The following is a 25,790-nucleotide window of genomic DNA, read 5'->3' as shown; positions in this document are numbered from 1 at the left end:
CCCCGGTTTCGGCATCATTGCGAAGTGAGGAGCGCGCGACGTGCGGCGAGAACTCTACGAGCCCGACCACGAGGCCCTGCGGGAGACCGCGCGCACCTTTGTCGAGCGTGAGGTGATTCCGCATCAGGACGCCTGGTCGGAGAAAGGACTGGTGGACCGGTCGGCGTGGCTCGCAGCCGGAGCCCAGGGGCTGCTGGGAATCGCCGCGCCCGCCGAGTACGGCGGCGCCGGCGAGGAGGACTACCGGTATCGGATGGTCCTCATCGAGGAGCTGGCACGGGTCGGCGCATCGTCCTTCAACGCAGGTACGTCCGCGCAGGACGACCTGGTCGTCCCCTACCTTCGGGACCTGGGCACGCCCGAACAGCAGGCGAGCTGGCTGCCGCGGCTGTGCGCGGGCGAGGCGATCGGCGCGCTGGCGATGACCGAGCCGGGCGCGGGCAGCGACCTGCGGGGCGTCCGCACCAGCGCGGTCCGCGACGGCGACGGATGGCGACTCTCCGGAAGCAAGACCTTCATCACCAATGGTTTCCTGGCCGACATCGTCATCGTGTTCGCCCGCACCGACCCCGACGCCGGATCCCGCGGGTACAGCCTCTTCCTGGTGGAGAGCGCCGCACCCGGCTTCCGGCACGGTCGCAAGCTCGAGAAGCTCGGCCTACGCGGCAACGACACCGCCGAGCTGTTCTTCGATGACATCCTGCTTCCGTCGACCGCCCTGCTCGGCACCGAAGGCCGGGGGCTGATCCACCTGATGGAACGGCTCCCGCTGGAGCGGCTGTCGATCGCCGCCACGTCCTATGCCTTCGCCCGCGCCGCGTACGACTGGACCGTCGAGTACTGCTTCGGGCGCCGGGCCTTCGGCAAACCGATCGGCGACTTCCAGAACACCCGGTTCCGGTTGGCCGAGCTCTCCACCGAGCTGGACATCGCACAGGTGTATGTGGATCGCGCCATACTCGCCCTCAATGACGGCTCGCTGTCGGCGGTCGACGCGGCCAAAGCCAAATGGTGGGTGTCCGACCTGCAGAACCGAGTTGTCGACCACTGTGTGCAGCTGCATGGTGGATACGGCTTCATGTGGGAGTACCCGATCACCCGCGCCTATGCCGACGCACGCATTCAGCCGATCTTCGGCGGCACCAACGAAATCATGAAGGAGATCATCGGGCGCGAAATCGCCCAGCAGGCGACCGACAAGGCCGCGGTCGCCGGCAGGGTCACACCGGAGCCAGCGAGATGAGTGCCCCGGCATCCGGTGCCGAGCACGAGCGGGCGGCGAGGTCAGGGCTCTCCACGGTCCCCGAGTTCTCCGAGCTGACGCTGCACCTCGACGCGCCGATCGCGACCATCACCCTTAACCGGCCCCAGGCGATGAACGCGATCACCCCGACGATGCTGGCCGAGTTGGAAGAGGCGTTCGAGCTGGCCGCGGCCGCGGATGACGTGCCTGTGATCATCCTTACCGGCGCGGGCAGGGCATTCAGCGCCGGTGTGGATCTGAAGTCCCTGCGCGGTGCGCCGTTGACCGGAGGTGCGGTCGGCGAGTTGCTCGACGGACCGGCACGGCGTGTCATCCACAGGATTCGACACCTCGACGCGGTGGTGATCGCGAAGGTCAACGGGTACTGCTTCACCGGCGCGTTGGAAATCGCGCTCGCCTGCGATGTCATCATCTGCGCCGACGAAGCGGTTTTCGGTGACACCCACGCCAAATGGGGGCTCAGGCCGAGCTGGGGGATGAGCCAGCGCCTCCCCGGTGCTGTCGGCCTCGCCCGGGCCCGTCTGCTCTCGTACACCGCGACGACCTTCTCTGGTGTCGACGCCGCGACCTGGGGGCTGGCCACGCTGTCCTGCCCCCGGCACGACCTCGACGAGACCGTCGCCGGCGTCGCTCGCCAGATAGCGGCCAACAGCGCGGGTGCACTCACCGCGTACAAGGATCTCTACCGGCAGGCGGACGACGCCCGTACTACCGCCGGCCTCGAGTACGAGGCGGCCGCTCGGTACGACATCTCCGACACGGAGCAACGCGTCGCCGGCTTTCGCTGACCGATGACCGAGCGATGGCCCGCGTCTCACGCGGACACCGATTGTGGCGATTCAGCGACGTGGGGGTATGGCTGGGATGAGCCAGCTGGAGGCGGCTACAGGCCATGAGGATGGCGTCCGCCCGGTTTTTGGGGTGCCGCGGGACCTGGCCGCCGAAAAGCTGCTGGGGCTGCGGGTCGATCCTGCTCTGGGGCGCGGCGAGGTGCTGGTCGTGCCGCAGCTGCTCAACTCGATCGGGGCGCTGTGGGGCGGCGTGGGGCTGGCCGCCGCCATCGGTCTCTGCGAGGAGGTACTCGGGCGCCGCGCGCTGTGGGCGTCCGTGCAGTACATCAGTCCGATCCGGTGCGGCGAACGACTGGAACTGAGCCTCCACGCCGGCCGGCGTGGCCGCGGGCTGACCCAGGCCGCCGTGCGGGGAACCGTGGAGGGCCGCCAGACCCTGCTCGTCACAGGGACCTTCGGAGGCCGCGCCGGAAACGGGCCCACGGCAGACCTCGCCGACGACTTCGGCCGCGATCTGCAACTGGCGACGGCACCGGTGGGAGTGCGGACGCCCGCGCAATGCCCCGAGTACACGGTGCGGCCTGAGGTGCCAGGGTCCGCAGCAGGTCTACTGGAACGGGTCGAGCGGCGCTGGGCGACGCCCACCACCCCGGAACTGGCAGGAACCCCCGGGAACGCGCGCACCATGCTGTGGCTGCGCTCCCGTGTGCCACTACCGCTGTCCGCCGTCGTGCTGGCGGTACTGGCGGACTTCGCCCCGGTCGCGATCGGCCATGCCCGCGGCGTGCCCACGTACGGGGTGAGCCTGGACAACAGCATCCGCCTGGCGCACATCTCACCCGACCCCGGAGCGGGCGACGACAGCTCGAGTCCGTGGATTCTGCTCGACGTAAGGGTGGAGGCGCTGGTTCGCGGTGTCGCGCAGCTGTACGCCCGGATGTTCGGCGAGGATGGCCGGCTGCTCGCCACCGCCGGCCAGTCCACGCTCATGCGCCATGCGTAGCGCCCCTGACTCCAGGACCGTGAATGCCCATGGCTGCCCGGTGGGTGCGTCCGGACGGGCAGCCATGGGCGGGGTTCAGGAGACCTTGGTGACGGCGCCGCACTGCAGCGGGTCCGCGCTCCATTTGCCGTTGGAGAGGTGCGCGACTGTTTCGCAGGGTGCCTGGGCGACGTGGTTGAGTGGCCACCGTGTCTCGGGCAGGGCTCCCGGGACGTAGTTGGTGTAGCCGGTGTTGAGCAGCTTGAGGAAGGAGTCGACGGTCACGTCCTTGCCGGCCTTCTGCAGGGCTGTGACCAGCATGTCGGCTGCCCAGTATCCGGACATCGCGGTGAGGCTGAGGGCGACGCCGGGGGAGTACTTCTCGAAGTCGGCCGTCATCTGGGCGACGGCCGGGACGTCGGCGTCGAACCCACCCTGCCACTGCATGAGCGCGTAGGTGTTGTCGAGGTCCTTGATGCCGGTGACGCGTGGGTCGTAGATCGGTGAGACGATCAACCCCTCAAACCCGGCGGCCTTGAGAGCGCCGGAAAGCTTGGTCGCGTCGGCGAACTGCGAAATGAAGAAGACGACGCCTGGGGCCTGGCCCCCATCGGCCTGCATGATGCTGCTGACGATGGACGTCGGATCAGCCAGCCCGGAAACCGGGATGGACGACTCCTGGTACACGGTCTTGAAACCGGCGACCTCGAAGCCCTGGCGCACGGTCACGAGGCCCTGCCGGGCAGCGTCGTTGTCGAGGCCGACCAACGCGAGGGTCCTGGAGGCACCCGCGGGGAGCTCGTTGGCGACGAGCAGGCCACCGCCGGTGTCGACGGACCGCTGGCTGCCGGCCGGCGGGGTCTGGCAGCCGGTGATCCCGAAGCCGATGGCGTTGCCGCAGAAGCCGGTGTTGTTGCCCCAGCCGAAGAACGGCATGACGTCCGAGCAGAAGGAGTCGACGTAGTTGCCGTTGGTGGTGCCGACGATCGAGGCGAAGGGCTGGTCCTTCTCGACGATGGCGCGGGCCTGGCTGGCGTTTCGGGCGGCTTCGCTCCCGTCGTCGCGTGCCTCCAGGAGGTCGATCTGCCGTCCGTTGACGCCGCCGTCCGCGTTGGCCCTGGCGAAGCGGGCCTTGGCGCCGTCGATGGTGTCGGCATGCGAGGAACCGGTCGGGCTGGTGGCGGAGACCAGGCCGCCGATCTTGATCGAGGTCGCGGTGATGCCGCGATTCGGGTTGGTGGCCTTCGTGTTGCACTTGAGCGAGGCTGCGTCGACGGTGACGTTGGTCTGGTTCCAGCCGTGGTCCGGCCCCAGTTTGGTGAGTGACTGGTCGACAGTGACCGGACCGGCGCTGTCGCCTCCGCCGCAGCCGGCGAGGCCCAGCGCGCAGGCCGCGGATAGGACCAGAGCAACCCGGGTAGGTCGCCGCATACCTGTCTCCTTAGTTTGCCGAACCTCCACCGGTCGATTGGTTTCGACCTGTGAGGTATCGGCTCGTCCGGCCGGCCCGTGGGCTTCACCACTCGTCGTGCGCGGTATCGAACTCGTGCGCGCCGGAAGTGGGATCGACCTCAAAGGCGGCTGCTTCTCCCGGTGGGAAGGACCGATTTTCAAGTGGCGTCGACTCATCGCGCCGATAACACCCCGAGCCCGTTCGACGACGGCATCGAGAAGCTCACCTGCTGGTCGTGCTGGAATCGGGAGGAAGGCTCTCTCGGCGGAGTTCGCGGCCGCTGGGCTGCGCGGCGCCGGAATAGCTGACTCGACCTCTACACGGCGGCGAAGATCTCGGCAGGAGCGGACGCGCCCTGCCTCGTGGCGCTCATGAAGCTCCGCCTTACCAGATGCTCTGCGCCAGATACTCGGTCGGTCGGTGGTTCAAGGTCAGTCCGCCGACACGATCACCGCTGGTTCGCCGGCTATCGGGCCGTCGTGTTTCATCGCCTCCCCCAGGACAGGTTGAGCCGCCGTCGACGTCCGCACCGTAACAGGTGCCACATAGTAAGTAAACATTGCAATTACTATGAACCCAGGGTGGCCGGGAGGTGTCGGGCGGTGAGTGGCTCGGTCGGGTGTCGAGCGGCGTCGACATCGTCGACGCCGGCGGAGATCGGCCGCTCGATGGTCTCGCTCCGTCGGTCGCCTGGGTGGCCCTGGTCGTGGGGCCGTGTCCGACTGTTGAGTTGACTACATAGTCAATGCTATGATGTGCGCCGGCCTATGCGGTTCCGGATGACAAGGAGGTGTCCGTGCAGACGGCATCCGCAAGGAGATCGCGCGGGCACCTGCGCGCTGCTGGTGCACCCTGACATGGCCCTGTATTTCGGCGGCGATACTCGATTCACCCATCTCGCGTCAGGCCAGGAGGCCGTCCAGGCTGTCTGGCCGCAGATCGCTCCGTTTGCCCTGCATGACGCCGCGACCTACAGCCGATGGAACGCGGCCGCCAGGCAGGAGAACGAGACGGGCGCCTGCGAGCCGGCCGAGTCCGGCGAGGACCTGGCCGCAGGAGATCGTTACCGAGTGGTCACACCCGAGCAGTACGTGGACGAACTGCGGACGCAGCCCGTCGCCATCGGCCAGGCGCACCCGATGACGGGTGGCATTCCGCCAGAGCTTGCCTGGCCCAGTCTGCGTCTCATCGAACACGAGGTTCTGCCCGGCCTCCGCTGAGAGCGGCCGGCAGGCCCGGCCTGTCTGCCTGGGACCGGTCCTGTTCGTCGCGCTGGACCGGTGCGCCAGACGTCGGTCAGGGACCTCTGGTGTCCGAGACCAAGGTCGATTCCGAAGGGCCCGAACCGGATGATGAAGCGCAGGTCGGTACGGATTGCGGTCGGTGACCTGGCGCCGCCAGGGGTGACCCGACTGGCGGTCCGCGTGGTCGCTGACCCGGACCTACAGGCCGCATCGAGGCCCGTGGTGCTGTGCTGCTTCCCCGGGGGCGGCATGTCGACGGCCTACTTCGAGATGGATGGCTACGACATGGCGGCGCACCTGGCCGGCGCCGGCGTGATCGTCGTGCTGGTCGACCATCCCGGGGTCGGCGACAGCGACGTACCCGATGATCCGTGGACGCTGCGCCCCGAGCTCGTCGCCGATGTCGAGGTCCTCGCCGTCGAGCGCGTGATCGCCGGGCTCGGACTCGCCAATCCGGTCGTCATCGGCCTCGGGCACTCGATGGGCGCAATGCTCGTCGCGTACCAACAGGCGCGTCATCGCCCCTACCAGGGCTTGGTACTGGTCGGCTACTCAGGCCGCGGGCTGCCCGAGGTTCTCCGCCGGGAGGAGCTCGCGGTGGCCCACGATCCGGCTGGGGCGCACGATGCGATCGTCCAGCTCGCTCGGTCGCGGTTCGGTCGGCCGTTGGTGTCGGGTGGGCCGGCGCACTCCGAGATGCTGGTCGGCCCGCATGCCAGCCCGGGCGCCCTGGGGGCGCTGGGCGCCGCTACCGGGCCGTTACTCGCCCTGTGTGGCCTGACCTCCATGCTGCCTGGCAGCCATGCCGACGAACTGGCCTCGATCGACGTGCCGGTGCTCGCCGGAGTAGGCGACCACGACATCGTCGGGCCGCCGCACGAAATCCCAGGGCACTTCCCTGGCAGCCGCGACGTCACCGTCTTCGTCCTTCAGGACGCCTATCACAACAGCAATATCGCACCCAACCGGCACCTTCTGTGGGACAGGATACGGGACTGGACGGAGATGATCCGAGAGCGGTGCTCCGTGGAATAGGCCGAGATATCGCGGCGCGAGGATCTCGGAAAACATTTGGATCACCAATGGGGGGCCCGTTCTCCGGGAGACATGGAAGGCTCGAAACTCACCAGAAGGGACGCTCGATGGTTCGGAGGATCAGCAGTGCAGAATTTATCTCACGGTACGCGGTCTGACCTGACCATCCGGAGGATATCCAACCCATGGCGCCACGTGTCCTCGTCGACATCCGCGACGGAGTCGCGGATGTCCGCCTCCACAGGCCGGACAAGATCAATGCTCTCGACCCTGAAATGTTCGTGGAAATAGCCGAGGCCGGCGAACGCCTCAAACGCGAGGCCTCGCTACGCGCAGTGGTGCTTTCCGGGGAAGGGCGAGGGTTCTGCGCAGGAATTGATTTCACGGCTTTCAGGGAAGCGGTGGGAACGCCGCTGAAGGACGGTCCTCTCGCTGAGGTGCTGAAGACCGACGGACGCATTACACATCGTGGCCAGCAGGCTGCCTGGGTCTGGACCGAACTCGAGGTACCGGTTGTCGCGGCGATTCACGGGCCATGCTTCGGGGCTGGTCTGCAGATCGCGCTGGGCGCGGACATCCGGCTCGTCGACCCGGCTGCGTCACTGGCTGTCATGGAGGTCCGTTGGGGCATCGTCCCCGACATGGCCGCGAGTCTCACCCTGCCGCACCTGGTCGGGCTGGATGTCGCGAAGGAGCTGTACTGGACCGGGCGAACGGTCAGTGGCCATGATGCCGCCCGGCTGGGTCTGGCCACCCGATGCGAGGAGGATCCCCGCGCCGCGGCTCTGAATCTGGCGGCCGAGCTGGCGAGGCAAAGCCCGGACGTGCTGCGCGCGGGAAAGAGACTGCTGACGGGGACAGGTGAGCGTTCGGTGGCCCGGCAACTGGAACTTGAGCGGCAGGAGGTCACCGCACTGCTGGGCGGAGCAAACCAGGTCGAAGCCGTCGAGGCCTTCTTCGCGAAGCGTGAACCGGTTTACCGCGATCCCGGTAGTCCGAGTTAAGGCAGCTCGGATCGGGCGTGTACTCCCGCTCTGAGCGCTGACAGCGACTGCGGGAGCGGTCTCGCGGACATCTGTCATTCCTGGGGTAAGCACACCACGGCAACCACCATGCCGCGGGCAAACACGGATCGAGGATCGGAACATGCGCGACGCAGTTGTTGTGGAAGCCATCCGAACGCCGGTCGGCCGGCGAAACGGCGCCCTGTCGGGGGTTCATCCCGTGGGTCTGTCGGCGCACGTGCTGCGGGCGCTGGTCGACCGCACGGGAATCAATCCGGCAGTGGTCGACGACGTGATCTGGGGCTGCGTGTCGCAGGTCGGGGAGCAGACCCTCGATATCGCCAGGAATGCCACCCTGGCTGCCGGCTGGCCCGAATCGGTCACCGGGGTAACCGTTGACCGACAGTGCGGCTCGTCCCAGCAGTCCATCCACTTCGCCGCGGCCGGGCTGATAGCCGGCCACTACGACGTGGTCGTGGCCGGCGGAGTGGAGTCCATGAGCCGGGTCCCGATGTTCAGCGCGATGCTGGATCAGGACCCTCTTGGCCCGGACTTCCTGGCCCGGTATGGCGGGGTCGCGCCGAACCAGGGCCTCGGCGCCGAGATGATAGCCGAGAAATGGGGGTTCACCCGTACCGATCTCGACGAGTTCTCCCTGAGCTCGCACGCGAAGGCGGCCGATGCGCAGGACGGTGGTCGGTTCGACGGTCAGATCACCCCGGTCACCCTGCCGGAAGGCGTCGTCGTGGATCGTGACGAGGGCGTGCGCCGCGGTGGCACGTTGGAGACGATGGCAGGGCTGAAGACCGTGTTCCGACCTGATGACGGCGTCATCACCGCCGGGAACAGTTCGCAGATCTCGGATGGGTCGGCGGCCCTGTTGCTCACGACGAGCGAGAAGGCCCGTGAGCTCGGCCTGTCTCCTTTCGCACGCGTGCACACGGCGGTGCTGGCCGGCTCCGATCCAGTGATCATGCTGACGGCCCCCATCCCGGCGACCCAGAAGGCGCTGCGGAAATCCGGGCTGGGTCTTGGCGACATCGGCGCCTTCGAGGTCAATGAGGCGTTCGCGCCGGTGCCACTCGCCTGGCTGGCCGATTTTGGCGTCGAACCCAAGATGGTCAATCCGAACGGCGGAGCGATCGCCATCGGACATCCGCTCGGTGGTTCCGGAGCCCGGATCGCCACCACCCTGGTGCACCACATGCGGGACAACGGCATTCGCTACGGGCTGCAGACCATGTGCGAAGGCGGCGGGCAGGCCAACGCCACGATCTTCGAGCTGCTCTGAACCTGATTCACCGGACGGGCGCGAGCGCCAGCCCACCGATGCCGCCTGTTACCGATGGGATCTTGGCCGTGGGCTGGCGGGAGCGAAGGTGCTCTCGGCGGCAGATGTGGCTTGCGCCGCCGGGCTGTTCGTGACACCTCCAGGAGAGCAGCGCCGTCTGGCTGCCGAATTATTCAGGAATGGCCGGTGCGTGTCTGGCCGTTACTCGCCGGGCTGCATGGAACGCAGCGCCGGATCGGTGGTGCACGCCGGTGGCCGGGTCAGGCTCGGGCAAGTATGACCCCGGTGCGGCTGGCACTGACGAGGGCGAGTTCGGCGCGGTCGACCTGGTTGGCGGCGGTCCCGCGGAGTTGACGGACGGCCTCGGTGGCGAGGTTGAGGCCGTGGATGTAACCCTCGCCGATCAGGCCGCCGTTGGTGTTGAGAGGCAGTGCTCCGCCCGGGCCGAAGGCGCCGGCGGCGACGAGTTCCTTCGCCTCCCCGGGGCCGCAGAAGCCGAGGCCCTCGAGCTGCATGAACAGCACCGGGGTGAACGCGTCGTAGACCATCGCCAGGTCGAGGTCGGCCCGGTCGATGCCGCTCCGGTCGAACAGACGCCTGGCCAGTGCCGTCGATCCGGCCATCGTCGCGAGGTCAGGGGAGTAGTGGTCGCTGCCGACCTCCTGGCCGGCGAGTGCCGCACCGGCCGCGGCGGCGATGGTGACCGGGGCCGGGGTGTCGCGGGCACGGTCCGTCGCGGTGATGACCAGGGCAACAGAGCCATCGGTTTCCTGGCAGCAGTCGAACAGCCGGATCGCCGGCTCGGCGATCCAGCGGGAGGACTGGTGGTCGTCGAGGGTGATCGGCCGACCGTAGAAGCGCGCGGCGGGATTGGTGGCTGCGTAGGCTCGCAGCCCGACCACGGCCCGTCCGAAGTCCTCGCTGGTCACGCCGTAGGTGTGCATGTAGCGGGTGGCGTTGAGCGCCATCCAGGATGCCGGGGTGAGGACGCCGTACGGCGCGCACCACTGGCCGGCGGTGGTGCCGGAGTGTGACGATGTCGCCCCACCGGCTCGCGCCGCGCCGAAGCGCCGCCCTGACCGGGCCCGGACGGCTCGGTAGACGACGACGACGTCGGCGGCGCCGGAGGCGACCGCGGCCGCCGCGTGTAGCAGCACACCCTGGGATCCTGCGCCGCCATAGGGCACCCGGCTTGACCAGCCGATCTCCGGGATGCCGAGGGCACGGACGAGTTCGGTTTCCTCGACCGGGTCGATGGTGTAGCTGACCAGCCCGTCGACGTCGTTCGTGGACAGGCCGGCGTCGGTGAGGGCGGCGAGGATGGCCTCGGTGGCCAGCCGCGTCTCGCTGCGTCCGGCGTTCTGGGAGAACTCGGTCGCCCCGATGCCGACAATGGCGGTGTGCCCGCCTGGTCCGGTGCTGGTCATCGGGTGTCTCCGTCTTCGGGCGCGGTGTTGTGCGCTTCGGTGCCGGTGCCGGTGCCGGTGCCGGTGCGGGGGCGGGGGCGGGGGCGGAAGACGGGGGCGCCGAGGGTGTCGTCGGTTGGTTCGAAGGTGACCTCGACGGGTTGGCCGATGTGGATGGAGGCGGGGTCGGCGTCGACCAGGTTCGAGAGGATGCGGATGCCGTCTTCGAGGTCGATGAGGACCGCGACCACCGGGTAGTGGAAGCGTGGGTGGCGTGGGTGGTGTAGCAGCGCGTAGCTGTAGATCTGGCCGCGGCCGCTGAGCTGGACGATCTCGTGGTCGTGTGAGTGGCAGGCTGGACAGCTGACCGCCGGAGGGTGTCGTAGCAGTCCGCAGGCTGCGCAACGTTGGGCCACCAGTCGGTTCTCGCGGGCGGCGCCCCAGAAGAACTCGTTGTCCTCGGTGACCGCTGGTGCTGGCCTGGACACGGCCCCACTCACGGCAATGGTGTCTGGCACATAGTGAATGCTATCCACGGGTCGGCCCTCCCGCAATCGGGGCAGGCGCAGTCCGCGCAGGCGCGGCCCTCGCCTGCCGGGCGCCCTGAGGCCACGGCGCCGATGCCGGTCATGTTCGGGGGAGGGACGCGGGGCCCGGGTGGCGTCGAACGGGCTGGCTGCCCTGCGGCGGTGGGCACTCACCTGCGAGGTGGGCGCCTCGGTGCGCGTGACCGGAAACGAGGCGCTCTGCAGGATGGCGTGCGCCCCACTCCTCCTCGGCGCTCACGGCGGCCGCGATGCCGTGTGGCCGAGAGTCGGTCCGCTTCGGCCAGGTCATTGCGGCTGCGTGGTGCACCAGGCGTGGGGATTGTCGGGTGTAGCCGCGGGATCCCGGACCAGTTCGAAGCCGGTGCCCGCTGAGTCCACCCGGAGAATGGCGATGCATCTCGTGACGATGTCGGGGCTGTCGGAAAGATCCGCCGGCCCGGGGAGCAGGCCGCCGGCGGTGTAGTCCTTCGTCGCGCTCAGGCGGGTGACAAAGCTCTCGCGCGTCGGGCACGATCCGGATATCTCCAGTCCGCGCAGGAACAGATCGGCCTGAACGTAGCCGCCCAGGGCCGCTCCGGATTTTGGGCTGTCAATCTCAGGAGCGAATCTGGCCATCGCCTCAAGGTATTTTGAATGTGCTGCGCCGCCGATCTCAAAAGGGATGTACTGGACAAATGTTGACACCCCACTCAGGCTGGTTCCATACCGCAGAAGGTAGGCCGGGTCATTGCCGCCGGGGATGATTACCGCCCGAATCTGCGCGCCTCCCGCCCTGACGGCCGGAAGAACCGTCGCCGACTGGTCGGCGCCCATGCCGCCGATGACGACATCGGCTCCCGACTCTCTGATCTGCCGAGCGATGTACTGCGGGGACACTGTTTCCTGATTGTAGATGAACGGCTGTGGCAGCACCGCTATCCCAGCGTCCCGAAGGGCGTTCTCGAGCTGCCTGCTGATATCCGCGGCGGCAGTGACGGTCTCGACATTGATCGTCGCGGCTTTTGTCCCCCCCAGGCTGCGGACGTAGCGCCCGAAAACGCCGAGTGCGCTGGATTCGGCAAAGGAGTCCGAGGCTGCAAACATGTTCTTGTTCTCGGACCACACCCGCTCCGCAGCTATTCCTGTGGTCGGTATCGATTCTTTCGAAAGATACTGCGCTCCTCCGGAGGCGACCGCTGTCGTCTCCATTAAGCCGAACACCTTCTCGTTGCCGACCAGGTCGCGCACGGCCTTGTCGTTGGAAGCGGCGTCACTGTGGTCATCACGCAGGACGTACTCGACTGTACGTCCGTTGACGCCACCCGCCTCGTTGGCGGCCCGGATCCGGGCCTCGGCCCCACTACGCGCGTCCCGAAAAGCGGTGCTGAGGAGACCTGTGTCCGGGTAGACGAGCCCAATTTTGATCTTGGTTCCGTCGATGCCCGGCGTGTTGCATGCCATTGCGCGGCTCGAAGGTCCGCTGGAGGCCGTGCACCCGGCCCCCATGGTGAGTGACGCCACGACCAGGAGAAGGGCCGGCCTGCGACACCGCATCGCCTGGGAGCCTGATCGTGGGACGGTGTCCTCCCGGCGTCGAGTAATTCGTAGATCCATCGTCGTTCACCGGCCTTCGTTATGAGCAGTACCTGGAGCGGGTGTCCGTGTTTTCCTTGATGAGGGAGTCGCGATCGGATATCGAGAAAATCGTCGAAGGTGTGGGCCGCGGCCGGCGGCCGCGCGGTCGTGCGGAGGTGCGGGAGGCGTTGCTGGAGTCGGCGCAGCGGCTGATCGCGCGGCAGGGGCCGTCCAAGGTGCGGCTGCGTGAGATCGCCGAGGACGCCGACGTGAACTTCGGTCTCGTCTACCAGTACCTCGGCACTCGGGAGGAGTTGCTGCGGGCCGTGTACCAGCGGGTCTCGGCGAGGTCGGCGACCCGCTTCGAGCACATCGACGACCTCGCGGACGCGATCGACATCTTCCTGACCGCGGATGACAGCGTCGGGCGCATCATGGGCTGGGCGGCACTCGAAGGCGATCCCGCCGACGTGTTCGGGCCGTCGCCCGGTCTCCAGCAGGTCGCCTCGATGATGGTCCGGGCCGCACGGCAGGACGGCCGCACGACCTCGACCTGCCGGCCGCCGAAGCCCACCTGCTCGCCGCATTCATGCAGACCATCGCGCTCGGCTGGCGGCTGTTCGGTTCGATCGGGCTGACCGGTGCCGGTGTCGAGGCGACCCCCGACGTCGACCGCCGGGTGCGGGAGTGGATGAGAATGCTCGTCGAATCACTCGTCGAATCAGTCGTGAAGGGCAGGCCCGTCGAAAAGGCCTGACCGCCCTCCAGCTAGTCGCGAACGCTGATGGTTGGCATAGTCAGGGGCCGTCCACCGCCTCGGCCGCGGCGGTCGCCCACCGAAACCGATCAGCCGCCATCCCAGCCGTCCGCCATCATCTTTTCGAAGTGCTCCATCAGAGCTGCGAGCGCGGCGGCTGGGTTCAGTTCCAGAACCTCGCTCGGCTCTTCGTAAATCAGTGAGTGCCCGGCGGGGAAGAAGTAGACGTCTCCGGCCGTGGCGACCTCGTCTGGCCAGTCGGTGCCAGGGTAGACGGCACGAAGCCGTCCACTGAAGATGTATCCGTAATGCGGGCAGTTGCATACGCCTCCGGGCAGTCCCTGATACCCTGGCGTGCAGTCGACGGGGCCCGGGACGACCGTGTAACCGACTTCCATGTCTCCCCATTGAACGGAGCGGAATCCGGTATGCGGCCATCGGCCACCGCCGTTCTCGGGTAACTCCCCGGGCTTCATGGTCGGCATCGATGCCTCCTGGGGTTGTGGACGGCCTCGCCTTCTCGACAGGCCGTGCTGGCGAAGTCCTGTCGTGCTGTCAGTCGATGCCGGCCTCGAAACGGCCGCCGGTCAACCGCCTGCCTGCCTCGTGGTCGTGGCGCGCGCAGAAGGTTTCGTGCTGGATGGCCTCCGCCACGGTCACCGCAAACCTCCCCCGGCTCTGTGCGGCCGTTCCTGGCGCCCCCAGGTTGATGGCGTTCGGGGCGCGCGACCCCGTTACGGTAGCACTCACTATGTTTTGAGCGCCACGTAGGTCTGTCTGCGGATGAAGTCCGTCGCGGGCGCGGTCCGATGCGGCTCGCAGGCAGGGGATGGCCACGGTGCGTGTCCGTGGGCCTGGCCCAGCGCGTGGTACGCGAGCAGGTCCTCCAGCGGGGTCTGTTGCATCGGCGGAGTCCGCTGTCCTGCGGTCGTCGCTCGGTCGTGATCGAGCGATGCGTCGACGTCGTGTCCGTCCCCCAACGCCGACGTCGGAGTTCGCCAGGCTCCGGTTCTCACCCGAGGTGATCGTCCTTGCGGTGCGGTGCTACCTGCGGCACGCGCTGTCCTACCGGGACGTTGAAGGACTCCTCGCTGAACGTGGCATCGAGGTCGACCACGTCGCGATCTACCGGTGGGTGCGGCGCTTCACGCCCTTACTCGCCACCGCAGTCTGACCGGCGGTCATCCCGTCCGCTGGCATGCCCAGCTTCCCCGCAACGCAACAGCGCCAGTTGGTCTCACGGTCCAACACCGAGACGGCCACATCGACATCGCGGCCTCCTCCGGTCGTACGCAGCACACTCCACCTCACCCGTACACCAACGTCGCATTGGGTGACATTCTGGTCTGAGTGGCAAACCGAATCCGTCCCGGGCCATCGGTGCCCGCGAGGGGTTGCCTCGGGCGTCCATCGGCGGCTCGGCTGACCTGTCAAGGCACGGCGAGTTGTCTCACCACGCGCGAGCGGTCACTTTCTACGACGACTCGCCGAATACTTTGAGTAACCAGAAAGTGGAACGGGTGACGGTAACGTTGGCCGGCCAGTAGATCGTTTAGCTGTTTCGGGGAGCGAGGGTCCGCTCGACATACTCCGCACCGCCGGTATCGGCACCCCACACCCCGGGCAGTGGACCCAGCCCAGCCAGCCCACCCTTGCCCGAAACACCCATTATCTGGACAGACCTGCCCGCCGTGGGTGGTAGGCACCCGGACCAGGCCTCACCAGGCTGGTTGCTGAATTTGCAACTTCTAGGATGATGCTGCCGGACGGCCGCGCGAGAGGGCGGCTGGGCGAGCTGGCCTCATGGACCGCGAACGTGGCCGCGCCGGCCCGGAGGGGGTGTGCTAGTGGGGGTTCCGCTACATCAGGTGAAAGCGGAGTTCTTCCGGATGCTGGGGCATCCGGTACGGATCCGGGTGCTGGAACTGCTGGTGGACGGCCCGAAACCGGTACGGGATCTACTCATCGCGATCGAGGTGGAACCCCCGAACCTGTCACAGCACCTCGCGGTGTTGCGCCGCTCGGGCATCGTGACGGCGACCCGGGAGGGATCGACCGTGGTGTACGCGCTGGCGGGCGGGGATGTGGCCGACCTGATGAGAGCGGCACGGCGGATCCTGACGGAGCTGGCCTCGGGGCAGGCCGGGTTGCTGGAACAGTTGCGCGAAGCGGAAGCCAGCCGGTCATGACAGCGCCAAGGAGGAGGCCGCCGCTGGCGGCTCGGCGCCCTCGGATCCCGATCCCGGTCACCACGCTGACCGGGTCGAAATCGTCCATCTGCCGGCCAGGGGCACGCGGGACAGGTGGCCTTCGTCTGTGTCGGGGGCGTCGTCGTCTGACCGTGTGCCGGCCGGGGCGGTCGCCAGCCGCGCGTCGATCGTGCTCATCGGAGTCCCCGCCATTCCTCAAGGGATGATGTACGAACAGGCCGAGGCGGCGGGCGTAACGCAGGTCATGCTTGTCGGTTGGCCCCGGCCACAGGCCGTCATGGCTGATTGCGTTGCCCCCCTCAGCAGCCGGGTACTCCGCGAGTTCCGACGGGCTCCAGGTCGGGAACGGGAGCTGATATCCGGACGGACGGGTTTTCGCGGCCTTCTGGATCTCCTGGCGTTGCGGCGGCGTGGACTTCCGTTGCTCGGTTGACATGCCAGGAAACGGTTTCGGTCAAGGCCTCACGGAGGTCATATGGTTCCGCCTCAGGGAACAGCCGTCGGAGGGTCCGGGTCCCGGCCTGGGAGTCGCGTATGTCGCCGGACCGGGACGCGGTGTGGACGACGTCCAGCGGCCGGCCGAGGATCTCACCCAGTAGATTGATGATCGTCAGCAGGCTGGTGCGTAGGCCGAAGGCGAGGTTCACCGACCTGTCGTGGACGATCCGGCGGACGACCGCCTCGCAAAGCCTGTCAGCGACGGTGCCGACGAAGGTGAAATCGCGAGTCTGTCTCCCATCTCCGTGGACCTGCAGTGGCGCGCCCGCGATGGCTGCCTGGATGAACCGGGGGACGACCGCCGCGTAGGCGCTGTCGGCCCGCTGCCGAGGCCCGAACACGTTGAACAGCCGGACGGCGAGGGTGGGCACACCGAAGGAGCGCGTGTATGCCAGGGTGTAGCTCTCGGCGGCGAGCTTGCTCACGGCGTAGGGGCTGACCGGCTGCGGCGCAGTGTCCTCGCTGTTGGGCAGTCGTGCCTCTGACCCGTAGACGGACGACGATGACGCCACGACGACGTGCGCTCCGCACGAGCGGGCCGCTTCGAGTACGTGCAGTGTGCCTGTCACGTTCGCCTCGTGGGATGCCAACGGGTCGAGGAGCGAACGGGGAACCGAGGGCAGCGCCGCGAGGTGGACAACGCCGCTGGCGCCTTTGGTGACGGCGGCCACGGCGGCCCGATCCAGGATGGTTCCCTCGCGGAGCCCGACCCCGGTACCGGCCAGGTTGGCCGCGCTGCCGGTGCTGAGGTCGTCAAAGGCCACGACCTCAGCGACGCCGCGTCGCACGAGCCCTTCGCACACGTGCGAACCGATGAAACCGGCACCGCCGGTCACGACGACTTTCATGGTGAACCCCCTTGGACCCGGTTGGTTTTCGTTTGGTCACGACAGGCTGCGGCACGGGGCGAGGACGAAGCACGCCGCGCCCGCACCCTGCTGGCAGTGGTCATCGGCCGGGCCCGGCGAGGGATCCGGCGGGGGCGTGGCTGTGGCGGCCCGTTGCGTCCGATCCATCGGCGCTGACAGTGATCTCTCGCAAGGTCCGATGAAACGAAAGCCTGATCGGGCGGAGTCGGTCCAAGCTGTACTCCCGGGCAGTCGCGAGATTGCGCTCGGACGCGGCGGCGTAGCGGTCCGGGCTGGCAATCAGGTCTGTCAAGGACTCCGCGAGTCGTCGGGGTTGGTCCGGAGGAACGAGATCGCGTGGGGGCAGGATCTCGACCACGCCGCCTACCGCCGACGCCACCGCAGGCAGCGCGCGCGCCGCGGCCTCGACCAGGACGCGGGGAAGACCCTCGGTGCGGGACGGGAGCACGAACACGTCGGTGGCGTCGAGTGCCGCCCGCACCTCGGGTCGGCTACCGAGCCGGCGGACGAAGCGGACGGTGTCCCCGAGGCCGTGGGCGGCCGCCCGTCGAACGATCTCGTCATGGTGCCGGCCGTCTCCGACGATGGTCACCTCCGGCCGGAGGCCCTCGGACCGCATCAGGGCCACCGCGTCGACAAGGACGTCATGTCCCTTGTAGGTGCGCTCCTGCGAACCGATCGTCAACAGCCGGACAGTGCGGGCGGGGTGCGGATGCCTGGCCCCGACGGCACCCCAGCCATCCGGTGCGGGTCGGGATCCCGCAACGAAGTCCTCCTCCTCCAGCCGAACCCGGGGACAGCTCACAGTCGGCACATCGGCCCTGGCCGGATACCTGCCCTGCAGGACGGTGCGGGTGACGTAACTGACGGCGCGGGCCTGCTGGCACTGGCGGGCGAGCATGCGGCCGGCGGCTGCGGAGACGATCCGCCGGTCGGCGAGGACCTCCGCCACATCCCCGACGACCTCGAGCCCGAAGGGAAGGCCCTGCCGGTTGAGCTCTCTTGTGAGGGCGGTACCGACAAGCCCCGGAACCAGGGCGAGGAAGGCAGTGGTATCGGCTGCCGTGCCTCGATGCTCGGCCACGGCTTGGCGCACCGCGGCACTCAGCGCGCCCCGGCGGCGCAGGTATCCGCCGATACCCTGATAGGCCGGCAGTGGCAGTACCCGCACCCCGGGGCCCTCCACCGGAAGACCTGCCGCACCCTGGGCACTTCGGCGGGTCACCCGGGCGGCGATCAAGATCTGGTCGAAGACACCCAGATAGTGGACCCACGCCGCGTAGCCGAGGGCGGAGTCCGGAGCCAACACGCGGCCATCCTCAGTGCGGTGGAACTGCGCCTCGGTTGCGATAACAATCCGCATTCTTTCCTCCCGGTCGGGGCGGCGTTCAGTGTTGAGTATTCATTGTTTTTCCGTAATGCCTAGGAAATTGGTTTGGCATGTGTGTCAGTGGAAGTGGGTGCCCTTCGCCGGTAAGTCGCACTAATGCCTGGACTCCACCGGTCGGCAACCTTGAGGTGGGTCTCGTCGATGATCCACCTGTCCCCAGGTTGGTGCTGGCAGGGCCGGTCCTCGTCGGTGCGCGAGGGCGCGAAACGTTGCACCCACCGGTAGATCGTGACGTGGTTGACGTCGAGGCCGCGCTCGGCGAGGAGCTCTTCGACGTCTCGGTGGGATGGGGCGAACCGCAGGTACCAGCGGACCGCCAGGGGATCACCTCGGGAGGGAGGAGGAATCCGGCGAATTCCGATGGAGGGGTCGATGGGCGGACACGACGCGGGCAGCTGATCGGGCCAGGACGGATCGGCAGCCGCGCGTCGGTGGTTCTCGCTGATGCGGCAGTGCCTTTCCAGTGGGTCATCGCAAACATGTGTACGACCATGGCCTTGGATCTCCTCGTCGTTTCGGATGCGTAATTGCGGAGATTGGCAACTCATGGGAGTGTGAAGGTAAGGCAGGGGAGGCGCTTGTTTACTTCCCGTGCTCGGTGCCCGGAGTGGGTGAGGCCGATCGTGCTGTTGTCCAACCGGCTGCCAGGCCACGGTGGGCTGCGAGACGTAGGCGTCCGTCAGCGCTCGGGGTGGGGAGGTAAGCGCATATCCACCGGTACGCCGAAATTCGGGCTGACCAGCTCGATCCGTAGGCTGTCAGGGCATCGCACCCCGCACAGGTGCTCCGACAACCCGGCAGGCCCGCCGCTGGCATTGCGAGGGTCTGCTGCCCGCCCTCATCGGACTCGGCTACGGCCCCGCCTGCGCGCGTATCACCCGTAGCTCCTCCCCGCGTCGCTGTGACGACGCCCGAACGGGGCAGCACCGTGAGATGTCGGGACAAGCCGGGTCACCCCTCGCCTGCCACCAGCAGGATCCCGAACCGGTATCGGCCGGTTCATTTGCAGCCCGACCTGCAGAGGCTCGCCTGGCATCGGAAAGAAAGCTCCCTTCACTCGATAGGACGTAGGACATGGCATAACGTCCCCGCCCACCGCCATGTCGGATGCCCCCGATGCAAGCGCCGTGTCTGCCGGCTGTCCCGCAGCCTAACCGGCGGGCCTCCGAAGTCGCCGAATCCATCCACCGGACATGCGAGGAAGTGGCGCAGGGCCGCGACAGGTTTGTCGAGTATCCCGTGGTTGGCCGTCATGACGGTTCCTGGCGTATTTTCGGGGTGTGCGGTCCGACTGGTTCGGCCCTGACAGGGGACGGTCACGACATCCGGGAGATCGGGAGATTCCACGCCATCCCGTTTTCCCGAGTGGCGTGCCCTGCCAGCCATCTCTATCCGTCCCTGCTCTGGACCTGACCGCACTGGCACGGCCGCGGGGCCGGTGTACATGGTCTGCTGGCGATGTGCGCTGAGGCTGCCGACCGGGAGGGCCTGTGGGGGCCGGTGCCGGCTTTTGTCCTGGGCCCCGGGCAGCGCGCCGAGTACGCGGCGGTGGGCGCGGGAAACGCCGCATCGAGTAACCCTTGCACCTCCAACGACGAGATTGCCGCGACCACGTGGGACGAGATCGCACCGCTCACGGGTCGCGTGCAGCCCGTGATAGGAGCAACTCGCCGAGGCCGAAGACCATCACTGGCCGGTGGCCGCCTGATCGGCTACGTAAGCGAGAGCGAGCACCACATGTCGGCCGCCACGATCACCACCGGTGCGCCGCCGTGCCCGCCAGCGTGCCCGGTCTCCCCGACCGCCGCCCGGCTCGATCCCGTTACATGCTGGGCAAAAGCCGCAGTGAGATGGCGCCGCGGTGACCCACGCGCGCGGGTCTGTCACCGTGGTGCTCGTTCTCATCGACACCGACTCACCGGATCTCGGCCCGGTGCCCATCGCTGCCAACAGCTGGTGCTCGTTGTGGCCGGCATGGCCACCTGATCGGCAAGTGTCGGGGCAAGGGCAGGCGCCGTATCCGCTGAGCATGACGGTGGGCCACCGGGAGCCCGCGAACCCCGAACGCGCCGGCGGCGACGGAAGCGAGGGGCCAAATCCTGGAACAACGGCCCTGAGCCGTTCATCTGGACCACGGCCGTCGACAGGATCCTCGATGCCATCGCCGCCTACTGTCCGCGAATGAACGACCCGGGGACGCATCGATCTGCCGGCGCTATGCGGGTGAGCTCCTGAAAGTGTCGCAGCCGTTCACCCGATCACGCCTCGGGTCCGGGAAGGATGGTGCTGTGCGCCGGGAGTGGTTGTCCTTGTTCCGGGAGGTTTCCGGTGTGGCGGAGATGGTTTCGGGCGGTCTGGATGGCCGCTGCGGCGGAGTCGAACAGGTGCCCCTGTTTTTCCAGTCGGTCGAGCAGACCGATGGCCGCCAGGGCTTTTGTGTGTTCGGGGCGCAGGCCGGAAAGGTAGACGGTCGTGCCGCGGTGTTCGAGACGGTCGATGATGTCGCGTAGAACGATCGCGCCGGTGGCGTCGATCGCGCTGATTCTGGAAAGCCGGAGGATGAGGATCTTGACGTCTGCGATGGCGGTGAGTTCGGGAAGGAAGCGGTGGGCGGCGGCGAAGAACATGGGTCCGTCGATGCGGTAGACGGCGATGTGCTCGGTGAGTAGCGCGTGGTCGGTGAGAAGTGCCTGGTCGGCGTCGTGATGATCGGCTGTGTCCAGGGGTACCTCTTCCAGGCGCGCGCTGCGGGCGATCTGCCGTACTGCGAGGGCTCCGGCGGTGACGAGGCCGAGGAGGACGGCGATGACGAGGTCGAGAGCGATGGTCGCTGTGGCGGTCAGTGTCATGACGGCCGCGTCGGAGCGTGATGTGCGGCCGAGGGCCCGCAACGAGGCGATCTCCACCATCCGTAGGGCGGTGGCGAGGAGGACACCGGCGAGCGCGGCCAGCGGGATGTACGCGACGAGGGGCGCCGCTACGAGCATGATCCCGGCGAGGAGCAGGGCGTGGGTGAGGGCCGCGAGGCGCGAGGATGCTCCGGAGCGGACGTTGACGGCGGTGCGGGCGATCGCACCGGTGGCGGGTACTCCGCCGAACAGCGGAACGATGAGGTTGGCCAGGCCTTGGCCGAACAGTTCGCGGTCGGGGTCGTGCTGTTCTTGGGACGTCATCGCGTCCGCGACGCTGGCGGAGAGCAGGCTTTCCAGGGCGGCCAGCGCGGCGACTGCCACCGCCGACGCCGCGAGGGTCGGGATGGCGGAGATGTCGAGGAACCCGAGGGAGGGACTGGGTAGGGTCGCGGGCAGTGCGCCCAGCGTGGCGACGTCCCACCCGGTCACCGCGACCAGGATGGAGGCGGTGGCGACGGCGATCAGCGAGAACGGCACGGTGGGTCGTATCCGGGCGCCTGCGAGCATGAACGCCACGACGGCGGCGGCGAGGGCGAGGGCGGTCCAGCGCGGCCGGTGGGCGAAATCGGTGATGGCCCCCCAGGCGACGGCGGTCACCGTGTCCTGGTTCTGTGGATGTACTCCCAAGGCGGCGGGAACCTGTTGAAGGAAGATCACCGCGGCGATACCTGCGGTGAATCCTTCCACCACAGGGGCCGGTACGTAGCGCATGGCGCGGCCGACGCGAAGGACGGCGAGCGCGAGCAGGATCATGCCGGCGAGCAGGCCGACGGTCAGTACCCCACCCGGACCGTGGTCGTGCACGATCGGTACGAGCACCACGGTCATGGCCCCGGTGGGTCCGGAAACCTGGAGGTTGGATCCGCCGAAGATGGCCGCGACCGCGCCCGCGACGATGGCGGTTGTGAGTCCCGCGGCTGCGCCCAGGCCGGAGGAGACGCCGAATCCGAGCGCGAGGGGCAGGGCGACCACCGCGACGGTCATCCCCGCGATCAGATCGCGGCCGGGTTGACGGCGCATGGCCAGCGCATCGGCCCGGCCGGGCAGGAACCGACCAGGCAACGCTATCCACCGTGAGGAGGCGGTATTCATCGTGGCAGGGCGGGGGCGCTGAGGACGGGCGGAGTGGTCGGGTACATGAACAATCCGATCATCGTCAGGATGTGGATCTCCGTGCCCTTCGGGGGGAGATGGCGCCGCGGTCGACCACACCCTGCCCCGCGGCGCTTCCCTGGGAGACGGTGCGCCAGGAAGGGGGTGGGTCGGCGTGTCGTCGACGGTGAAGATGGACCTGCCTCCGCCCTCGTCGAGGTCGGCGTGCGTGGACGGTCCGCTCAGCGCCGGGATGCGGGTCGCAGCGGCCCACCAGGTCCTCGCCAGCTAGGTCGACACCGCCTTCTCCGACCAGGCCTACTGCCCGGCCTGCGCCCGCGCCAACCGACGTACAAACAGCCGCGCGATCGTGCTGCGCACCCAGCACCCTGCCCAGCCTCCGCTGGTGGCGCTGCCTCGGCACCAGGCAGACAGACGCGTTCACCGTTGAATCCGCCAACCAGATCATCGGCGGACGCGTGGTCCACAAACAGCAGATGCGCTGGACACCCCGAGGTGCCCACGTCCGTCTGCGCGCGTCCACTCGCGTTCTCAACGATGTCCCTGCCGACTCCGTCCGCTGGTGCCCGGCCATGAACGCGAGCGACGAATCCGCTGTGCCGATCACGAGCACGGCGTTGCATCTCACGGTCTGTCCCGGTCTTCGCCGCGATGGCACCGGCGACGATCGCGGCGATGAGCCCCGCCGAGGCTCCCGCTCCGGAGGCGACACCGAGACCCCACGCCGGCGGGAGCGCGACGACCGCGACGATGACACCCGCGAGCAGGTTCTGGGTCGGCCGGTACCGGTATGCGGCCAGCTCATACCGGTAGGGCAACGCACGGAGCGAGACCGCCTGTGAGGTAAGCCCCGTGTTCACCACGTTGCCCTGGGGACAGGGCAGCCGGACCGGACCTGCGGACGGGCGGCGTCCCGCATATATATAGCCATGATGATGTCACTGCCTCCAGTAATGTTGAATTGCTAATATCTGCAAGTGGTGGACATGGATGCGGGGCGGTTGGGCGGGTCCGTCGGGATCAGGGAGCGGACAGCACTGACAGGGCGGCGTCCGAAACAGCCGACACGAGGTGGGGATGGTCCGGTCGTGGAAGCAGAGCGCCGAAGGGAGCCTGCTCCGCCACAGCGTGGACCGCGGCGACGCGAGCAGCCATGGTGATCGAGCGGCGGGCGGTCACGGCGGCACGCAGCAGGCCCGGCAGCGCGTGCAGGGGCCGTGGCTGCATGGTCGCCTGCGTGAGACGGGGTGGTGCCTCGGGCCGGGCGCGCAACACCGCGGGACCTGCGGGGGGTGCCGCCAGACCGATCAGGTCGACGATGAGATCGAGACGGTCCGCGAGCTGGTGCAGCAACTGCACACCGTAGATGACCGGGTCATACAACATCAGATCGCCGATGCCGGCGGCCAGCAGGAGACCGGCGAGATCCCCACCGCGGTGCGGGTCGACGACGGCCACCCGAGCCTGCCCCGGTCCGACCCCCTGACGTCGCAGATGGTTCAGGGCAGCTGCCGCGGCCGCCACGGCGAAACCATCGTTGATGGTGTCGAGGAGCACCGGATGCGGCGCGGGAGCGGACCGCAGGGCGGCGCGAACCGCGTCGATGTGGCGGACATGCGTGTGCACCAGCACCGACGCACCGAACCCCGCATCAATCATGCGGACCAGTAAGGCGAGCTCGTCGGGACCGTCGACCGTGATCGGGATCGGAACAACATCGAAACCGGTCTCCCGGTGCAGGTGGACCGCCTGGGATTCCACTGCCGGCAATGAGGCGCTGGCCGGCAACGGCTCGAAGTCCAGCACCGCGCTGGCATCGCTGAGCAAGGCCACTCTGCGGGTCCGGCCGCTGAATCTGTCGATCTGCCCTGGATGGGTGGACAGATGGCGGACCACGCGACGGTCCGCGTCCACGTCCAACAACGCCAGGTCCCGCCCCGTCGCGATCGACGCCCGCAGCGACTGACCGAGCTTCCCCGTGGACGCGACCGCGAACACCGGATCCTCGGTATGGAGAAGCTCGGCCCCCAACGTCTCCTGCAGTGCGTGCACCAGCCACAACAGGGTCGACCCGCTGTCCGCGTCCACGGTGATCCGCCGGCAGCTGTCCGGACCGGGATCATCCGCCTGAACAACCACCATGCCCGGGGCCCGCGCGAGGACCGTCTCGAGAGCCGGTCGAGCCTGCGCGGACACATACACCGCGAGACCGAACGCCGGATTCACCCGGGCCGATCCGCGGGACGTCACGCGACCGCCCCCACGTCTCCAGGCCGCCGAGCCGGCGGCATAGGTCGCCGTCTCCGTGGCACTCTCATGACCGGCCGGCTTCGGCTTCGGCTTCGCGCAGCTGTTCCAACAAACCGACCTGCCCTGCCGCCACCTCCGTCAGGATCCGCCGTGCGGCCCCCATCAGATCGGCCACATCCCCACCCGCCAGCGCATACACCACGGTCGGCCCCTGCCGGGTCGCCGTCACAAGGCCCGAGCGGCGCAACACCGCGAGGTGCTGTGACAGGTTCGGTGGCTCCACCTCGATCTTCGACAGCAGATCCCGTACCGGTGTCGGCCCGTCCACCAGCAACTCCAGCACCCGGATTCGAACGGGATGCCCCAACATGCGGAAGAACTCCGCCTTCACCTGATGCAGCGGAACCACCACCAGGGCACCCCTCTCAGCCAGTACAGCCACGTTCACCGTCCATGACGCCAAGCCCGCCCGGCCGCCCCCTCGCGCGGCCGCCCGGCAACGTCAAGACAGTACTATCTTAGAAGTTGCAGAATTCAGCAACTGGCTGTCGTGGGGGATCTGGCGACGGGTCGTGCTGTCCGCAACTCGCACTGGACCGGCAACGACCGCTAGCGGGAGGAGTCGCCGATGCGGCCGTGGTGATCTCCATCGGCCATCGCCGGGGCGCATGGACGGCGGCCGTCGCACGTGTCTGCGACGTTGTCGCTGGCCCGGTGGTAGGTGCACCGGCTGGACGGCTCTGCTGGTCCCGGACGACGGCCAGAGTCGCCGTGTGGGTGGCCGGGAGCGTCATCCGGCCTCTGACGTCAAGCATCAGGTAAGCCGTATGCGTGCACAGGGTCAGTGTCATGACTGTGGCCTGCGGCCCGACCAGAATTGTAGCCGCTTGTAGCGGAAGCGCTGAGGTAGCGGTCGAGGGGCAGTCCCCGAATTCGAGCAAGGCCGCCCTCTGTTACTTCTGGTTCCAGGGGGCGGCGGGCGCAGTGAATCGTCTGTGACGGCGCCTGCTGTCCGAATTCTCAAGTCGATAGTAGCCTCGAATTATTTTACGAGTCCAATACTCTGGGGGTTGAAAAGAATGCCATGGAGGCTATCGGCCTTCCATCGTTGACCGTCACGACCAGTGTGCGGGTTGTCGGTGCTGTATCCGGCCCGGATGGATGATGTGGCGCAGCCGCAGGGGTGCGGCGCTCCCGCGTGATGATCCGGACTGGTCCG

21 protein-coding genes and 2 pseudogenes are annotated in these 25,790 nt (G+C 68.0%); 11 read left to right on the top strand and 12 right to left on the bottom strand.

The window, feature by feature from the left end; genetic code table 11:
• Window positions 1–40 precede the first annotated feature (40 nt).
• From ACG83_RS30800 to ACG83_RS30790, 3 genes are all read left to right on the top strand, one after another.
• Window positions 41–1,243, top strand: coding sequence for an acyl-CoA dehydrogenase family protein (locus ACG83_RS30800; protein WP_054569767.1), 1,203 nt, complete (start codon window positions 41–43; stop codon window positions 1,241–1,243).
• Window positions 1,240–2,052 carry an enoyl-CoA hydratase/isomerase family protein gene (locus tag ACG83_RS30795; RefSeq protein WP_083473718.1) on the top strand — a complete coding sequence of 271 codons (813 nt, stop codon included), beginning with the start codon at window positions 1,240–1,242 and terminating at the stop codon, window positions 2,050–2,052. Before ACG83_RS30800 ends, ACG83_RS30795 begins: the two co-directional genes overlap by 4 nt.
• Before the next feature lie 67 nt (window positions 2,053–2,119).
• Window positions 2,120–3,058 carry an acyl-CoA thioesterase domain-containing protein gene (locus ACG83_RS30790; RefSeq protein ID WP_083473717.1) on the top strand — a complete coding sequence of 313 codons (939 nt, stop codon included), beginning with the start codon at window positions 2,120–2,122 and terminating at the stop codon, window positions 3,056–3,058.
• 75 nt (window positions 3,059–3,133) lie between these two features.
• On the opposite strand, the gene ACG83_RS30785 is transcribed toward ACG83_RS30790, so the two are convergent.
• Complete coding sequence (locus ACG83_RS30785; protein WP_054569765.1) at window positions 3,134–4,468, bottom strand: ABC transporter substrate-binding protein; 1,335 nt, start codon at window positions 4,466–4,468, stop codon at window positions 3,134–3,136.
• Window positions 4,469–5,347: 879 nt separating this feature from the next.
• On the opposite strand from ACG83_RS30785, the gene ACG83_RS30780 reads away from it, so the two are divergent.
• The 4 genes from ACG83_RS30780 (at window position 5,348) to ACG83_RS30765 (ending at window position 9,064) form a co-directional block, all read left to right on the top strand.
• On the top strand, window positions 5,348–5,710 hold the full coding sequence (locus ACG83_RS30780; protein ID WP_054569764.1) for a hypothetical protein: 363 nt from the start codon (window positions 5,348–5,350) through the stop codon (window positions 5,708–5,710).
• Between the two features lie 204 nt (window positions 5,711–5,914).
• Entirely contained in the window at window positions 5,915–6,769 is an 855-nt protein-coding gene (locus ACG83_RS30775) for an alpha/beta hydrolase (protein ID WP_161934815.1), read from the top strand.
• Window positions 6,770–6,954: 185 nt separating this feature from the next.
• The gene (locus ACG83_RS30770; protein ID WP_054569762.1) at window positions 6,955–7,773 is read left to right on the top strand and encodes a crotonase/enoyl-CoA hydratase family protein; all 819 of its coding nucleotides are present in this window, start codon (window positions 6,955–6,957) and stop codon (window positions 7,771–7,773) included.
• Between the two features lie 142 nt (window positions 7,774–7,915).
• Window positions 7,916–9,064: an acetyl-CoA C-acyltransferase gene (locus ACG83_RS30765; protein WP_054569761.1), complete on the top strand. Its 1,149-nt coding sequence runs from the start codon at window positions 7,916–7,918 to the stop codon at window positions 9,062–9,064.
• A gap of 260 nt (window positions 9,065–9,324) precedes the next feature.
• Here ACG83_RS30765 and ACG83_RS30760 read toward each other — a convergent pair whose 3' ends face one another.
• From ACG83_RS30760 to ACG83_RS30750, 3 genes are all read right to left on the bottom strand, one after another.
• Window positions 9,325–10,491 (bottom strand): lipid-transfer protein, encoded by a 1,167-nt coding sequence (locus ACG83_RS30760; protein WP_054569760.1) that lies wholly within the window; start codon window positions 10,489–10,491, stop codon window positions 9,325–9,327.
• On the bottom strand, window positions 10,488–10,958 hold the full coding sequence (locus ACG83_RS30755; protein ID WP_235498299.1) for a Zn-ribbon domain-containing OB-fold protein: 471 nt from the start codon (window positions 10,956–10,958) through the stop codon (window positions 10,488–10,490). Before ACG83_RS30755 ends, ACG83_RS30760 begins: the two co-directional genes overlap by 4 nt.
• Before the next feature lie 345 nt (window positions 10,959–11,303).
• Window positions 11,304–12,458 (bottom strand): ABC transporter substrate-binding protein, encoded by a 1,155-nt coding sequence (locus ACG83_RS30750; RefSeq protein ID WP_054569759.1) that lies wholly within the window; start codon window positions 12,456–12,458, stop codon window positions 11,304–11,306.
• Between the two features lie 212 nt (window positions 12,459–12,670).
• Between ACG83_RS30750 and ACG83_RS30745 the strand changes: the two genes are divergently transcribed.
• Both ACG83_RS30745 and ACG83_RS47130 read left to right on the top strand, forming a co-directional pair.
• Complete coding sequence (locus ACG83_RS30745) at window positions 12,671–13,210, top strand: TetR/AcrR family transcriptional regulator (protein ID WP_235498298.1); 540 nt, start codon at window positions 12,671–12,673, stop codon at window positions 13,208–13,210.
• The gene (locus ACG83_RS47130; RefSeq protein WP_235498297.1) at window positions 13,162–13,329 is read left to right on the top strand and encodes a hypothetical protein; all 168 of its coding nucleotides are present in this window, start codon (window positions 13,162–13,164) and stop codon (window positions 13,327–13,329) included. The genes ACG83_RS30745 and ACG83_RS47130 overlap by 49 nt, the downstream gene beginning before the upstream one ends.
• Window positions 13,330–13,418: 89 nt before the next feature.
• On the opposite strand, the gene ACG83_RS30740 is transcribed toward ACG83_RS47130, so the two are convergent.
• A complete protein-coding gene (locus ACG83_RS30740; RefSeq protein ID WP_076828496.1) occupies window positions 13,419–13,814 on the bottom strand; it encodes a hypothetical protein in 396 nt (131 codons plus the stop codon).
• A 467-nt stretch (window positions 13,815–14,281) separates the two neighbouring features.
• Between ACG83_RS30740 and ACG83_RS30735 the strand changes: the two are divergent.
• Both ACG83_RS30735 and ACG83_RS30730 read left to right on the top strand, forming a co-directional pair.
• Window positions 14,282–14,497 (top strand): annotated as a pseudogene (locus ACG83_RS30735) (IS6 family transposase); the annotation flags it as partial.
• Window positions 14,498–15,176: 679 nt separating this feature from the next.
• Complete coding sequence (locus ACG83_RS30730) at window positions 15,177–15,518, top strand: helix-turn-helix transcriptional regulator (RefSeq protein ID WP_054569756.1); 342 nt, start codon at window positions 15,177–15,179, stop codon at window positions 15,516–15,518.
• A 320-nt stretch (window positions 15,519–15,838) separates the two neighbouring features.
• Here the strand turns inward: ACG83_RS30730 and ACG83_RS30725 are convergent, their stop codons facing one another.
• The 7 genes and pseudogenes from ACG83_RS30725 to ACG83_RS30695 all read right to left on the bottom strand — a co-directional run bounded on the left by ACG83_RS30725 (window position 15,839) and on the right by ACG83_RS30695 (window position 24,983).
• Window positions 15,839–16,885, bottom strand: coding sequence for an NAD-dependent epimerase/dehydratase family protein (locus ACG83_RS30725; RefSeq protein ID WP_063793258.1), 1,047 nt, complete (start codon window positions 16,883–16,885; stop codon window positions 15,839–15,841).
• 100 nt (window positions 16,886–16,985) lie between these two features.
• Window positions 16,986–18,215 (bottom strand): glycosyltransferase, encoded by a 1,230-nt coding sequence (locus ACG83_RS30720; protein ID WP_152991572.1) that lies wholly within the window; start codon window positions 18,213–18,215, stop codon window positions 16,986–16,988.
• A gap of 119 nt (window positions 18,216–18,334) precedes the next feature.
• Window positions 18,335–18,696 (bottom strand): annotated as a pseudogene (locus tag ACG83_RS48140) (hypothetical protein); the annotation flags it as partial.
• A gap of 1,858 nt (window positions 18,697–20,554) precedes the next feature.
• Entirely contained in the window at window positions 20,555–22,300 is a 1,746-nt protein-coding gene (locus ACG83_RS30710; RefSeq protein WP_054569753.1) for a SulP family inorganic anion transporter, read from the bottom strand.
• Window positions 22,301–22,542: 242 nt separating this feature from the next.
• Window positions 22,543–23,181, bottom strand: coding sequence for a SulP family inorganic anion transporter (locus ACG83_RS48135; protein WP_198955575.1), 639 nt, complete (start codon window positions 23,179–23,181; stop codon window positions 22,543–22,545).
• Window positions 23,182–23,341: 160 nt separating this feature from the next.
• Complete coding sequence (locus tag ACG83_RS30700; RefSeq protein WP_083473714.1) at window positions 23,342–24,547, bottom strand: malic enzyme-like protein; 1,206 nt, start codon at window positions 24,545–24,547, stop codon at window positions 23,342–23,344.
• Window positions 24,548–24,635: 88 nt separating this feature from the next.
• Window positions 24,636–24,983, bottom strand: coding sequence for a helix-turn-helix transcriptional regulator (locus tag ACG83_RS30695; protein WP_054569750.1), 348 nt, complete (start codon window positions 24,981–24,983; stop codon window positions 24,636–24,638).
• Window positions 24,984–25,790 lie beyond the last annotated feature (807 nt).

This window comes from Frankia sp. R43 (assembly GCF_001306465.1).
GTDB lineage: Bacteria > Actinomycetota > Actinomycetes > Frankiales > Frankiaceae > Parafrankia > Parafrankia irregularis.
This window is presented reverse-complemented; position numbering and strand designations above follow the sequence as displayed.